Here is a 13,979-nt window from a genome sequence, read left to right as displayed (position 1 = left end):
CCGTGGCGCTGGCGGCCACCAGCGCCACGGCGCTGTCGGGTTCCGTGTAACCGCTGAGGTAATAGAAATAGCTGTCGTGGCGGTACGGATAATCGCAATCGCTGTTGCGCGGCACTTCGGGTGCCGTGGCGAGGATGGCCACGCTGCCCGGCAGCATTTGCGCCAGCAGCGCCGCGCGCCGTGCCGCGTAATTGGCCATCATGTTGCGCTGGCCTTGGCCGTGACGCCGTTGAGTACGTCGAGCTGTGCCGGCGTGCCCACATTCGTCCACTCGCCCGGATAGACTTCGCCGCCCACGCGGCCCTGGTCCGCGTACTGGCGCAGCAAGTCGCCCAGTCTGGCGTGGCTGCCGGGCGCGATGCCGTCGAACATTTCAGGACGGTACACGCCGATGTTGGCGAAGGTCCACTTGGTTTCGTCTGTATTGTTGATCGAGAACAAGGTCAGGCCGAAGTCGCCTTTCGGGTGGAAGTCGGGATTGGGCACCAGGTAGGTCCAGGCGATGTCGCGCTGGTCGGCAGGATACGGCGTGCCCAGCACATCCTTGTCGGCCAGCACGTCGAGTACTTGCTTGAAATCAAAGTAGGGGCAATAGATGTCGCCGGAGATGGCGAGAAATGGCTCCTCGCCCAGCAAGTGACGCGCCTGGGCGATGCCGCCCGCCGTTTCCAGCGGGGTGGTCTCGGGCGAGTACGCGATGCGCGCGCCATACGCGCTGCCGTCGCCCAGGGCTTCCTCGATCAGGTGGCCCAGGTGGGAATGGTTGATGACGATGTCCGTGATGCCGGCGCGCACCAGGTTCAGCACATGCCAGACGATCAACGGACGGCCGCGCACTTTCAGCAGCGGTTTGGGACAGGTATCGGTAAGCGGACGCATCCGTTCACCGCGGCCTGCGGCAAAGATCATGGCTTTCATGGTGGAACTCGTTTTCTGTGTCGTTCGGTAAAGGTTGCGTGGCACGAGCCGCACAATAAGTTAATTCTGCAGTTACGACACCGGACAAAACCGTAGCGAGCGGCAGTGATTTGTGGCCGAGAAGCACAACCGTACTCTAGTACGGTGAGCATCGCCGGCCGCAAAGCGCGACGCGCAGTAGGTTTTGGCCGGTGTCATCAGAATGTATAGCCCACTTGTGGGGTCTTATTTTCCAGGGCGTCCAATAAGCGCACCAGCGGCTTGAGTTCCGTGTAGCGGTTGGCCGTCTTGCGCACGTAGTCGAGCACGGTCGGCAGGTCGCCCATGTACAGATCCTTGCCGTCGCGGTAATTCAGGCGCGCGAACAGGCCGAGGATTTTCAGGTGGCGCTGCAGGGCCGTGAATTCGAAATCGCGGTAGAAGGCGTCGATGTCGGGATTTACCGGCAAGCCCAGCTGCTTGGCGCGCTGCCAGTAGCGGATCACCCAGTCCAGTACCAGTTCTTCATCCCACTGGATATACGCGTCGCGCAGCAGCGAGGCGATGTCGTAGGTGACGGGACCGAAGACGGCGTCCTGGAAGTCGAGAATGCCGGGATTGGGGATCGAACCATCGTTGATGTGCATCAAATTGCGCGAATGGTAGTCGCGGTGCATGAATACTTGCTGCTGCGACAAGATATTCGCCGTGATGGCTTCGAAGACCTTGTCCAGCTGGGTTTGTTGCACATCCGTCAAGGTGGCGCCCAGATGCTTGCCGATAAACCATTCTGGGAACAGATTCATTTCGCGCAGGATGAAGGCGCGGTCGAATTCGGGCAGCACGTCGGGCTGGCTGGCCAGCTGGATTTTCATCAAGGATTCCAGCGCTTCGGCGTACAGCACGCTGGCGTTGTCGTGGTTCAGGGCGTCGAGATAGGTGGTCGTGCCCAGATCGGAGAGCAGCAGGAAGCCCTGCTCCAGGTCTTGCGCGATGATCTCGGGCACGGACACGCCGGCGCCTTTCAGCAAGCCGGCCACCTTGACAAAGGCGGGCACGTTTTCGCGCTCGGGCGGCGCATCCATGGCGATCAGTGTACTTCCTGGCAATGTTGTGTTGCCTGGCAGCATATCGAGACGGTAGTAGCGGCGGAAGCTGGCATCGCTGGACGCGGGGCGGGCGGAATCGGGCGAAACGAGGTTAAGCGAGGTCAACCAGGCTTTCAACAGGGTCAGGCGAGCGTCGGCGGATGCCGGCGCGGCAGGGGAATTGGGGGAGAATGACATTAAGCGGCCTGTGGAATCGGGTTGATGGTGCAGATTCCCATATAATAAGGGATTCAAATCAAAAAATCGCCTGTCAATGGTGCTTGCCCCTTCCAATTCATGAGCTGGTTTTCGGCCTCCCCCCCTTCGCAGCGCTGGGCTTTCGCCATCAGCGCGCTCGTCGCCGCCACGACGGTGCCTGTCCACGCCCAGAAAGCACCGCGTCCGGTTCATGTGGAAGATCCCGACGCGCCCACCGTCATGACGGCGAACAGCATGAACGGACGCCCGGAACGGGAGATCAATCTCGACCAGAATGTCGTGATTGAGCGCGGAAAAACCACAAAAATGACGGCCGATACAGCTTGTTACAAACAAGTTGAAGATCAGTTCGATGCCGAGGGCCATATCAAGATGTGGCGTTTCGGCGATTACTACACGGGTGACGTCCTGAAGCTGAACATGGAGACCGGCAAGGGTTTCCTGCTCAACCCGACGTACCGCTTCGCAGTGGGCGGCGGCCAGGGCAAGGCCGAGCGCGTCGACTTCATCAATCCCGACGAAGCCAATGTTATCGACGGCACCTACAGTACTTGCGAGGGGCCGAATCCGGACTGGTACCTGAAATCGAGCACCTTGAACCTCGATACGGGCCGCGACGTGGGCACCGGCAGCAAGACCATCATCTATTTCAAGGACGTGCCGATCCTGGGCACGCCCGGCATTTCGTTTTCGCTGTCGGGTGCGCGCCGCTCGGGCTGGCTGGCGCCCACGCCGGGCTTTGCCTCGAAGAACGGTTTCGAGCTGCTGATGCCGTATTACGTGAACATCGCGCCGAACCGCGACCTGACCCTGTACCCCCGTTACATCCAGCGGCGCGGCATCCAGCTCGGTGCGACGGGCCGCTACATGGGCGAGACGGATGCAGGCCTGTACCAGGGCGAAACGTCGTTTGAGTTCTTGCCTAACGACAAGCAAACCAAGACCAACCGCTACATGATCAAGTCCAAGCATGAGCAGGCGCTGGCCAAGGGCTGGAGTTACAGCTGGGATCTGCGCGAAGCGTCCGACAATAATTACCCGAACGATTTTTCAAAAACCGTCGCCACCGCCACCGAGCGCCAGTTGCTGCGCGAATTGCGCACCGATTACCGCACCGAGGACTGGAGCCTGACGGCGCGCGTGCAGAATTACCAGGTGCTGCAGGATCCCGATGCGGTCAACAATCCCAGCCTGACTGTCACGCGCCCGTATGACCGCTTGCCGGCGGTGAACTTCCATGCTGGCAAATACGACGTCTGGGGCGGCTTCGACTGGACCTTCGACGCGGAAGCAACGCGCTTCGCGCATCCGACTCTGGTGCAAGGCTCGCGCCTGGTGGCCGTGCCGCAAGTGAGTTTCCCCATCATGCGTCCTGGCTACTTCATCACGCCCAAGCTGATGCTCAATGCCAGTGCATATCAGCTCGATAATGATGCCAGGACCAAGGCGCTGCTGTTCAAGACGACGTCGTTTACGCGCGCCGTGCCGACGTTCTCGGTCGACAGCGGGCTGGTATTTGAACGCGACACGAATCTGTTTGGCGCCAAGGGCGGCACGCAAACCCTGGAGCCGCGCCTGTTCTACGTCTACACGCCGTACCGCGACCAGTCGCAGTTTCCGAACTTCGATACGGCCGCTGGCACGTTCAACCTGACGCAGATCTTCACGGAAAACCGTTTTGTCGGCAGCGACCGCATCGGCGACGCCAACCAGGTCACGGCCGCCCTGGTGTCGCGTTTCCTGCAGGCGGACGGGACGGAGCGCATGCGCCTGACCTTCGGCCAGCGTTTCTACTTTGCCGACCAGCGCGTGCAACTCGCTTCGAGCACGCCCGTCAATCAGTCGCGTTCGGACATCCTGCTGGCGGCGACGGGCCGCGTGTCCGAGACTTGGACCGCCGACAGCCTGGTGCAGTACAATCCCAGCGACCGTCAACTGGTGAGCTACAACTACACTTTGCAATATCAGCCCGGTGCCAAGAAAGTATTGAATTTTGGTAATCGTTTCCAGCGTGGGGATGCTACTGGTTGGCGCAATGTTGAAGTATCGTCCCAATGGCCGTTGACGGACCGCCTGTATGGCGTGGGACGCATCAGCTATTCCGTGAAGGATCGCAGCATGCTGGAAAGCCTGGTCGGCCTGGAATACAAGGGCGACTGCTGGGTGTTCCGCATGGGGGCGCAGCGTTTCGTGACGACGAACAAGACTGTCTCGACGCCGATCTTCTTCCAGCTGGAATTGACGGGCTTGTCGAGTGGCCTGGGTCTGGGCGCGAATGGCCTGGAAACTTTTACAAAAACCATCCCTGGTTACCAGACACTGAGCCAGCCACTCCGTTAAGATAGGCACCGTTGCCGCCGCCGGTGTTCCCGGCGCTGGCACAAACCGGTTTTTTTATTCACCTGAACTCATGAGCGCTCTACACATTATGCGTAATGCCAGTATGCACCAACTCAAAATTGCAACGGTTTTGTTGTGCGCCATTTCCGGCGCCACGACCAGTAGTGTCTGGGCGCAACAGGCTGCGCCAGCGCCTGCAGCCAAGCCCGCTGCCGCAGCTCCAGCGCCGGTCAAGGGCTTCACGCCCCCCGCGTCGAGCAGTGGCCAGACCATCGACTCCATCGCCGTCGTCGTCAATGACGATGTGATCACGCGCAATGAAGTGGCGGCCCGCATCAAGAGCGTGGAGCAGCGCATGAAGGCGCAGAATATCCCGCTTCCCGACCCTGCCGACCTGCGCCGCCAATTGCTCGAGCGCATGATTGTTGAGCGCGCGCAAATGCAGCTGGCCAAGGAAATGGGCGTGCGCGTGGATGACCTGACCCTGGACCGCGCGATTGGCCGTATTGCTGAACAGCAAAAGATGACGGTGCAAGAGCTGCGCAACCAGATGGAAAAAGAAGGCACGCCGTTTGCGACTTTCCGCGAAGAAATCCGCGATGAAATCATCATGCAGCGTCTGCGCGAGCACGAAGTCGACGCGAAGATCCAGATTTCCGATTCCGAAGTGGATAACTTCCTGGAAGCGGAAAAAGCGGCAGCCAGCGAACAGGTGGAGATGAACCTGGCGCAAATTCTCGTGCGCATTCCGGAAAATTCCAGCCCCGAACAAATCGCCGCACGCCGCGCGCGCGCCGAAGAAGTCAGCCGCCAGCTGCGCACGGGCGCCGATTTCGCCAAGATGGCCGCCACCTATTCCGACGCCAGCGATGCGCTGAGCGGCGGCGATATCGGCTGGCGCCAGAGCGACCGCCTGCCGCCCCTGTTCACGGAACAGTTGCTGAAATTGAAGCCGGGCCAGATCACGCCTATCATCAAGAGCAACACGGGCTTCCATATCCTGAAGCTGGTGGACCGCCGCAGCGCTGCCGAGGCGCAAGCCGTGGCCGCCGTGCAGCAAACGCATGCCCGCCACATCCTGCTGAAAGTGACGCCGACCCTGTCGGCGGCCGAAGCCAAGCGCAAACTGCTGGAATTGAAGGAGCGTCTCGACAACAAGGCCGCCAAGTTCGAAGACTTGGCCCGTTTGTTCTCGAACGACGGTTCCGCGGCCAAGGGCGGCGACCTGGGCTGGCTGTATCCAGGCGACACCGTGCCGGAATTTGAAACGGCGATGAATGCGCTGAAACCGGGCGAAGTGAGCCAGCCGATTGAATCGAGCTTTGGCTTCCACCTGATCGAAGTGCTGGAACGCAAGAGCGACGACGTCTCGAAAGAGAAGCAGCGCGCCGCCGCGCGCAATGCCTTGCGCGAACGCAAGCTGGAAGAAGCGACGGAAAACTGGGCGCGCGAAGTGCGCGACCGTGCTTACGTCGAATTCCGCGCGGACGACCAGTAATGCTGCTGATTCATTGCGCATGAGTAACTTTCCCCTTGCACGCCGCCCGGCCATCGCCATTACCTGTGGTGAACCGGCCGGTGTCGGCCCGGAAATCTCCATACGCGCGGCCTGGGCCATGCGCAATGAAGTCAACTGCATCCTGCTGGGCGACGCCGCCTTCCTGGCGCTGACGGCCAGCCTGATCGATCCGGAGATCCGCCTGGCGGCGCTGTCGCTGCAAGCCGTGCGCAACAGCGGCTTGCCCCAGTTCGGTCCCGGCCGCCTGGCCGTGATCGATATTCCTACTGTAAACAATGTCATTCCTGGCGTGCTGGACAAGGAAAATGGCCGCTCCGTGCTGGCCACCCTGGACGCGGCCGTGGAAGGTGTCCAGGCCGGCTGGTTTGGCGCCATGGTCACGGCGCCCTTGCAGAAGAGCACGATCAACGACGCGGGCGTGGCGTTTTCCGGCCATACGGAATACCTGGCAGAAAAGACCGGCACGCCGCAAGTGGTGATGATGCTGGCCGGCGAACCGGGCCACGGCGAGCCGACCCTGCGCGTGGCGCTGGCCACCACGCACCTGCCCTTGAAGGACGTGTCCGCTGCCATCACGATGGACAGCCTGGCCGTCACACTGGATATCATTCAGCTTGATTTGCAACAGAAATTCGGCATCGCCGCGCCGCGCATCCTGGTCACCGGTTTGAACCCGCACGCGGGCGAGGGTGGCTATCTGGGACGCGAGGAAATCGATGTCATCGCCCCGGCCATCGCAGCGGCGCAAGCGCGCGGCATCGATGCGCGCGGCCCGTACCCGGCCGACACCTTGTTCCAGCACAAGTACCTGGCCGATGCCGACTGCGTGCTGGCCATGTATCACGACCAGGGCTTGCCCGTGCTGAAATACGCGACCTTCGGGCGCGGCATCAATATCACCCTGGGCTTGCCGCTGATCCGCACCTCGGTCGACCACGGCACGGCGCTGGACCTGGCCGCGCAAGGACTGGGCCTGGCTGATTGCCACAGCATGGAGCAAGCGCTGCAAACGGCGCTCGACATGCTGCGCGCCAGCAGCCGCGCCTGATACCCACCGGTTTTACCCCGCTACACCGCCTCTAGAATAGAAAAACAGAATATGAAACACGTTGCCCGCAAACGCTTTGGCCAGAACTTCCTGCATGACCGCTTCGTCCTCGACGACATCACGGCCGCCATCGCGCCGCAGCCGGACGATGCCATGGTCGAGATCGGCCCCGGCCTGGGCGCCATGACGGAGCAACTGCTGCGCCATCTGAAGCAGATGCATGTGGTGGAACTGGACCGCGACCTGATCGTGCGCCTGGAAAAGACCTTCAATCCGGCCAAGCTGACGATCCACTCGGGCGACGCGCTGAAGTTTGATTTCGCGCAAATCCCCGTGCCGGCCGGCCAGAAGCTGCGCATCGTGGGCAATTTGCCGTACAACATTTCCAGCCCGCTGCTGTTCCACCTGGCGGACTTCGCGCCGCTGGTGCAGGACCAGCATTTCATGCTGCAAAAGGAAGTCGTCGAACGCATGGTGGCCGAGCCGGGCAGCAAGGCGTATGGCCGCCTGTCCGTGATGCTGCAATGGCGCTATGACATGTCCTTGCTGTTCATCGTGCCGCCGACGGCCTTCGATCCGCCGCCGAAAGTGGAATCGGCCATCGTGCGCATGATTCCCGTGGCCGAGCGCCTGGCCTGCGACCAGGCCACGCTGGAAGCGGTAGTCATGAAGGCCTTCTCGCAGCGCCGCAAGGTGATCCGCAACTGCCTGGCCGGTATGTTTACGGAAGAGCAGATCAAGGCGGCCGGCATCGACCCGACCCTGCGTCCGGAAACCGTGGGGCTGGAGCAGTATGTTGCCCTGGCGAATCTGCTGAAAGCACCTGCTTGAGTTTTAACTTAAAACCACTGATCGACCTGCTGCAAATCCTGGCGCAACGCTGAAAAACAGTCGTCCACATGGTGGTTGCGGCTGATTTCATTGCGCCGCATCAAGGCGATCTTGCGCTTGCAGGTGGGCTGGCGCAGGGGCGCCACGTGCAGGTCCTCGTCATTGAGGAAAGTCGTGTACAGGCTGGGCATGATGCCCACGGCGATGCCGGCGCGCACCACGCCGTACAGCGACTCGCTGTGGATCATCTGGTACAGGCTCGACGGGCTCAAGCCATGCTGGCGCAGCGCGCTCGAGGCGAACTCCCAGATGCTGCCCTTGGTAAACACGACGATTTCCTGGCCCGCCAGCTGTTCCCAGCGCACTTCCTTGAGCGGCGCCAGCGCATGGCGTCCCGCCGTCACCAGCACCAGCTCGTCTTCGAACAGGCCCACGCTTTCCAGCGAGACGGAACCGGGCACCTCGATGCCCACGCAAAAGTCCAGCTGGCCCGAATGCAGCGCATGCAGCAAGCCGTCGTTGGGCATGTCCGACAGGACGATTTCCACTTCATCGCCATGCTGTTCGCAGTAGCGCGCCACCACCACGGCCGTCATCGCCATGGCCGAAGGGATGGCGCCGATGCGGATGCGATGGCGGCCGCTGCCGATGGCGCGCTGGATATCGGCAAAGGTATTGCTCGCCGTATTCAATAAATGCGTGGCGTAATCGAGCGCCAGCTTGCCTTCGCGCGTCAGTTCCAGCTGGTGGGTTGTGCGGTTAAACAACTTTTTCCCCAGTTGATTTTCCAGCAGCTTGATCGACGCGCTGAGGGCCGGCTGGGTCACGCACAATTCCTGTGCAGCCTTGCTGAAGCTGTTTACCCGGGCTAGGGTGGAAAACGCTTGCAAATGTCGTAAGGAAATTTTCTTGCTCAGTTCATGCATGGCTTTGCTTATTAGAAAAAGTAATGGATTTATAAAAATAAACAAATTTTCTTATCCCGCAATTTACCATATTCTGGACTGGTCTTTACTTGTCTTGAAAGCAACAATATTCAGGAGAAGAGCCTGGAATGCGGCACCGGCACATGCGGCGGCGCGCCATGCAAGGGATGTATCAATAAAATAATTCCAAAAAAACTCAGGGTTTATTCTTTTTAGGGTGGCGGCGATGAACAAATGGATGACGGGAACGATGGTAGTGGGTGGCTTGCTGGCGGCGCAGGGCGCGGCGCAGGCGCAAAGCAGCGTGCAAGTGTATGGCTTGCTGTCGGCCGGTATCGGCTATGTCTCGGATGAGGGTAGCGGCAGCCGCACGCATGCGCTGAGCGGCACGAACCAGAATCCCCGCATCGGTTTTCGCGGCCAGGAAGACCTGGGCGACGGCACCAAGGCCGTCTTCGTGCTGGAAAACGGTTTTAATGTGATGACGGGCACGGCGTCGCAAAGCGGCCGCCTGTTCGGCCGCCAGTCGTATGTGGGCCTGTCCAGCAACGACAAGGGCACCCTGACCCTGGGCCGCCAGTACGAAGCCGTCAAGGACCTGCTGGGCCCGGTGGTCATCGCCAGTAACGGCGTGCACATCGGCGACAACGACAATGGCTACAACAACCTGCGCGTGCAAAATGCCGTCAAGTATGTCAGCCCGAACATCAGCAACCTGTCGTTCACGGGCCTGTATGGCTTCAGCGAAAATCCGGCAGACTCCAACCGCAACCGCGTCTACAGCATGGGCGCCGGCTACAAGGTCGATGCCTTCAGCTGGGCCGTCGCCTACACCAAGATGGATCACCCGAACAGCCCGGACGCGCCGAATGGCGCCATCGGCAATGACTATGGCAGTTCCCTGTTGATCTTCAACAAGAGCGCCGTCAAGGGCGCCGGCGTGGACAGCCAGGCCATCGCCGGCACGGGAGGCTTTTATAATGTGGGCAGGACCAAGTTTGGCGCGCTGTACACCAACGTGCGCTACCACTACCTGGATCAAAGCAATCTGACCTTGCAAAACGTGGATCTGAACGTGAACCACAAGCTGACGGAAGCGCTGAACCTGGGCGCGTCGTATTTCTATACCACCGGAAAATATGACGTGATCAACAAGACGCCGAAATGGCATCAGGTCAACTTCCAGGCCGATTACTTCCTGTCCAAGCGCACCGACGTTGCCGTCACTTGGAGCTACCAGAAAGCGGCTGGCGATGCGACGTTCGCCCGCGTGTTCGGTTTCGGTGCCTCTGCGGGCAAGACGCAAAGCGTCCTGATCGTCGGCATGCGACATTATTTCTGAGTCTGATTCATCTTTACAGGCGCTGTCCCGCAGCGCCGCCCCCTGAAAGGAAGCATCTTGAAAAAGCACCTCATGTTGGCGTTGAGCCTAGGCTTGCTGGCCAACGCCGCCCACGCGGAAAAACGCGAGCTGGTCATTTCGGCCTATCCGATTGCCCAGCCCTTGTTCATGAAGTATGTGTACGAGCCGTTCAAGGCCAAATGCGGTTGCGATATCAAGGTGGAAACGGGAAATAATGCGGACCGCATCGCCAAGCTGGTGGTGCATGCCAAGAACCCGGTGATCGACCTGGTGCTGCTGTCCGATTCCGGCATGCTGGAAGCGGCGCAAAAGGGCGTCATCCAGCCCATGGATTATTCCAAGCTGAGCAATTACAAAGCCCTGTATGACGTGGCGAAAAACCCCATCGGCGGCAACTTCGCCGTCGGCTACACGCTGTACTCGGTGGGCCTGGTGTACCGCAGCGACAAGATTGCCCCGCTGACGTCCTGGAAAGACCTGTGGCGCCCCGAACTGAAGGGCCGCGTGGCCTTCCCCGACGTGAGCACCACGCAGGGCCCGTTGATGCTGCGCATGGCCGATGCGGCCTGGGGCGGCAAGACGGATGACTACGCCACGGGCTTTGCCAAGATCGTCGGCATGAAGGGCAACGTCGTCACGTTCTCGAAAAACAGCGCGCAGCTGGCTGCCCTGTTTGCGCAGGATGAAATCTGGGCCGCGCCCGTGGCGCGCTTTACCTGGTCGCAAATGCTCAAGACGGGCCTGCCCCTGAAATGGAGCATCCCGGCCGAAGGCCAGGCGGCCGGCATGAACGTGATGGGCATCGTTGCCGGTTCGAAGAATGCGGACCTGGCCTACCAGCTGATGGATTTCTGGCTGTCCAAGGAAGTGCAGACGCAGCTGGCGACCAACCTGGTCGACTCGCCCGTCAACAAGGACGTGCGCCTGTCCGTGGCCGCCGCGCAATTCAACACCTATGGCCCTGACCAGATCAATTCGCTGAAATTCGTCAAGCCGGAAACCATCATCAAACAGCGCAGCAACTGGATGACGCAGTGGAACAAGGCCATGAGCAAATAGTGGTGACGAGGAGAAAACACCATGTTTGCTGATCCAAAAAAGCGCCTGGGACTGCTGCTGGTCCTGCCGGCGCTGATCTTTATCGTCGTCTGCTTCCTGCTGCCCGTGCTGGCCTTGCTGGTCGACGCCTTCCGCGTCGGCGACGGCATGCAGTGGGGCGTCGACCGCTTCATCGAATTCTTCTCGCAAGAGTTCAATCGCACCATCTTCTGGCGCACCCTGCGCATCGCCGCGCTGGTGACGCTCGCTTCCATCCTCCTCGGCTATCCGGCCGCGCAGGCCGTGGCGCGCGTGTCGCCGAAGTGGCGCGGGCTGGTGGTGGGCATGATGATCCTGCCGCTGATGGTCTCGCCGATTGCGCGTACCTACGCCTGGATCGTGCTGCTGGGCCGTAACGGCGCCCTCAACGCGGCGCTGGTCAACATGGGTTTCACGGACGAGCCGCTGCGCCTGCTGTTCAGCGAGTTCGCCGTGTTTGTCGGCCTGCTGCAACTGCTGCTGCCGCTGATGCTGATGTCGCTGGCGGGCGCGCTGGAAAACCTGCCGCGCGACGTGGAACCGGCCGCGGCGACTTTGGGCGCGAATCCATGGCAAGTATTCTGCAAGGTTACCCTGCCGCTGACGCAGGAAGGCCTGGTGGTCGGCGGCACCCTGGTGTTTACGGGCTGCGTGACGGCCTACGTGACGCCGGCCCTCCTGGGCGGCACCAAGGTGCTGATGCTGGAAACGCTGCTGTACCAGAAGGTCAGCGTGGAGAGCGATTTCGGCGCCGCGAATGTGATCGCCGTCATCCTCGTCTGCATGACCCTGCTGGTGAATGCCGGCCTTAAACGTATTTCCTCGAGCCGGAGCTCCGTATGAAAGAAAGCTTATTCTCACGTGCCGTCCTGTGGCTGGTGTTCCTGTTCCTGCTGGGGCCTTTCGCCATCGTCGTTCTGGCCGGTTTTAGCGGTGGCGAAACCTTGGCCTTCCCGCCCGAGTCCTACTCGCTGCGCTGGATTATCGAAGTGTGGTCGGCGCCCGAGTTCCGCCGCGCCTTCCAGACCAGCCTGGAAATCGGCCTGATCGCCACCGTCATCGCGCTGTTGCTGGGCATCCCCGTCGCGTATGCGTTTTCGCGCATGCCGCCGCCCGGCATCGGCGCCATCCGGCAAATCCTGACGTCGCCGCTGATCATTCCCGCCATCCTGGTCGGTTTGGGCTTGCTGCACCACCTGGTGCTGACGATCAATGCGCCCGTGTATGTGGGCCTGCTGATCGGCCACATCGCGCTCTTGATTCCGTACTCGGTGCGCGTCGTGTACGCCAGCCTGGTGAACCTGCGCGTGGATATCGAGGATGCCGCCATTACCCTGGGCGCCTCGCGCCTGCGCGCCTTCTTCATGATCGTGCTGCCGAACATCCGCAACGCCGTGATCGCCGCCTTCTTCCTCGCCTTCGTCACTTCGTTCAACCAGGTGCCCGTCTCGCTGTTCCTGACGGGCCCCGGCATCAGCACCTTGCCCATCGAGATGCTAGGGCATATGGAAAACAGTTTCGATCCGTCGATCGCTGCCCTGTCGACCTTGCTGGTCTTGTTCACCATGGCCTTCGTGATGGTGACCGAGAAGGTGCTGGGCATTTCTAAATACATGTAAGAGGCAACACACGATGAGTTATCTGGAACTGCACAAGCTGAACCTCGGCTACGCCAAGAACACGACGTCCGTGAAAGACCTGGACTTGCACGTCGAGCAGGGCGAACTGATTTCCCTGCTGGGCCCCAGCGGCTGCGGCAAGACCACCACCATGCGCGCCATCGCCGGCCTGATGCCGCTGCAGTCGGGTCGCATCGTGCTCGACGGCCGCGAAATCGGCAAGCTGGCGCCGAATAAACGCAATATCGGCATGGTCTTCCAGTCGTATGCGCTGTTCCCTCACCTGAATGTATACGACAACATCGCTTTCGGCTTGCGCCTGCGCAAGGTTGCGCCAGCTTTGCTGAAAACCAAGGTGGAAGCCGTGATCGCCGCCGTCGGCCTGACGGGCTTTGAAACGCGCTTACCGGCGCAGATGTCCGGCGGCCAGCAGCAGCGCGTGGCGCTGGCGCGCGCCATCGTCGTCGAGCCGGCCCTGCTGCTGCTCGATGAGCCGCTGTCGAACCTGGACGCCAAGCTGCGCGTGCAGATGCGCGCCGAACTGCGCCGCATCCAGCGCGAACTGGGCATCACCATGCTGTACGTGACGCATGACCAGGAAGAAGCGCTGGCCCTGTCCGACCGCATCGTCGTCATGAACGGCGGGCGCATCGAGCAGCTGGCCGCGCCGGAAGCCGTCTTCAATACACCGTCGACGCGTTTTGTGGCCAACTTCATGGGCTTCGAGAACCTGTTCGACTACCGCGACGGCGCGCTGCACCACGCGGGCGCCAGCCTGCCGTACACGTCCCCCGTCGCTGCCGGCACCACGGTGCTGGGCTGGCGTCCGGACAAGGTGCGCGTCTGCGCGCCCGATGACGCGGCGGCTCACTACCCGGGCACCGTGCTGGCGCGCGGCTTCCTGGGCGACACCGTCGAATACCTGCTGCAAACCCCGCTGGGCCAGGTCAAGGGCATTTGCGCGGCCGGCGGCGCCGCCTGGCGCGAAGGCACGGCCGTCTCGTTCGTGCTGCCGTCCGACAGCGCCCTGTGCCTGGCAGCCTAACCTCGAC

At 61.2% G+C, this 13,979-nt stretch carries 13 protein-coding genes; 9 read left to right on the top strand and 4 right to left on the bottom strand.

Annotated elements, in window-relative coordinates:
• The 3 genes from AC1RJW_RS11820 to AC1RJW_RS11810 all read right to left on the bottom strand — a co-directional run.
• On the bottom strand, nucleotides 1-271 hold a 271-nt coding region (locus AC1RJW_RS11820), incomplete at its 3' end, for an aminopeptidase P N-terminal domain-containing protein (RefSeq protein ID WP_493045070.1).
• Entirely contained in the window at nucleotides 199-918 is a 720-nt protein-coding gene (murU, locus tag AC1RJW_RS11815; protein WP_493045069.1) for an N-acetylmuramate alpha-1-phosphate uridylyltransferase MurU, read from the bottom strand. The genes murU and AC1RJW_RS11820, both read right to left, overlap by 73 nt.
• Nucleotides 919-1,115: 197 nt before the next feature.
• Nucleotides 1,116-2,183, bottom strand: coding sequence for an aminoglycoside phosphotransferase family protein (locus AC1RJW_RS11810; protein WP_493045068.1), 1,068 nt, complete (start codon nucleotides 2,181-2,183; stop codon nucleotides 1,116-1,118).
• Between the two features lie 99 nt (nucleotides 2,184-2,282).
• Between AC1RJW_RS11810 and AC1RJW_RS11805 the strand changes: the two genes are divergently transcribed.
• From AC1RJW_RS11805 to rsmA, 4 genes are all read left to right on the top strand, one after another.
• Nucleotides 2,283-4,544: an LPS-assembly protein LptD gene (locus AC1RJW_RS11805; RefSeq protein ID WP_493045067.1), complete on the top strand. Its 2,262-nt coding sequence runs from the start codon at nucleotides 2,283-2,285 to the stop codon at nucleotides 4,542-4,544.
• 103 nt (nucleotides 4,545-4,647) lie between these two features.
• Nucleotides 4,648-6,042 carry a peptidylprolyl isomerase gene (locus AC1RJW_RS11800; RefSeq protein WP_232731233.1) on the top strand — a complete coding sequence of 465 codons (1,395 nt, stop codon included), beginning with the start codon at nucleotides 4,648-4,650 and terminating at the stop codon, nucleotides 6,040-6,042.
• 19 nt (nucleotides 6,043-6,061) lie between these two features.
• The gene (pdxA, locus tag AC1RJW_RS11795) at nucleotides 6,062-7,111 is read left to right on the top strand and encodes a 4-hydroxythreonine-4-phosphate dehydrogenase PdxA (RefSeq protein ID WP_493045066.1); all 1,050 of its coding nucleotides are present in this window, start codon (nucleotides 6,062-6,064) and stop codon (nucleotides 7,109-7,111) included.
• A 51-nt stretch (nucleotides 7,112-7,162) separates the two neighbouring features.
• Complete coding sequence (gene rsmA / locus AC1RJW_RS11790) at nucleotides 7,163-7,942, top strand: 16S rRNA (adenine(1518)-N(6)/adenine(1519)-N(6))-dimethyltransferase RsmA (RefSeq protein ID WP_475414140.1); 780 nt, start codon at nucleotides 7,163-7,165, stop codon at nucleotides 7,940-7,942.
• An 8-nt stretch (nucleotides 7,943-7,950) separates the two neighbouring features.
• Here the strand turns inward: rsmA and AC1RJW_RS11785 are convergent, their stop codons facing one another.
• A complete protein-coding gene (locus tag AC1RJW_RS11785; RefSeq protein ID WP_070281784.1) occupies nucleotides 7,951-8,868 on the bottom strand; it encodes a LysR family transcriptional regulator in 918 nt (305 codons plus the stop codon).
• Nucleotides 8,869-9,106: 238 nt separating this feature from the next.
• On the opposite strand from AC1RJW_RS11785, the gene AC1RJW_RS11780 reads away from it, so the two are divergent.
• From AC1RJW_RS11780 to AC1RJW_RS11760, 5 genes are read left to right on the top strand one after another with little or no spacing between them, the layout of a single operon-like run.
• Complete coding sequence (locus AC1RJW_RS11780) at nucleotides 9,107-10,210, top strand: porin (protein ID WP_493045065.1); 1,104 nt, start codon at nucleotides 9,107-9,109, stop codon at nucleotides 10,208-10,210.
• Nucleotides 10,211-10,267: 57 nt separating this feature from the next.
• A complete protein-coding gene (locus AC1RJW_RS11775) occupies nucleotides 10,268-11,290 on the top strand; it encodes an ABC transporter substrate-binding protein (RefSeq protein WP_493045064.1) in 1,023 nt (340 codons plus the stop codon).
• Nucleotides 11,291-11,311: 21 nt separating this feature from the next.
• Nucleotides 11,312-12,151, top strand: coding sequence for an ABC transporter permease (locus tag AC1RJW_RS11770; protein ID WP_101483022.1), 840 nt, complete (start codon nucleotides 11,312-11,314; stop codon nucleotides 12,149-12,151).
• Entirely contained in the window at nucleotides 12,148-12,927 is a 780-nt protein-coding gene (locus tag AC1RJW_RS11765; protein WP_034778814.1) for an ABC transporter permease, read from the top strand. Before AC1RJW_RS11770 ends, AC1RJW_RS11765 begins: the two co-directional genes overlap by 4 nt.
• A gap of 13 nt (nucleotides 12,928-12,940) precedes the next feature.
• Nucleotides 12,941-13,972, top strand: coding sequence for an ABC transporter ATP-binding protein (locus AC1RJW_RS11760; protein ID WP_474293273.1), 1,032 nt, complete (start codon nucleotides 12,941-12,943; stop codon nucleotides 13,970-13,972).
• Nucleotides 13,973-13,979: the final 7 nt, after the last annotated feature.

The organism is Janthinobacterium sp. GW822-FHT07A03 (assembly GCF_058798815.1).
Note: the sequence above shows the minus strand (reverse complement) of the source record. Positions and strands in the feature narration are given on the sequence as shown.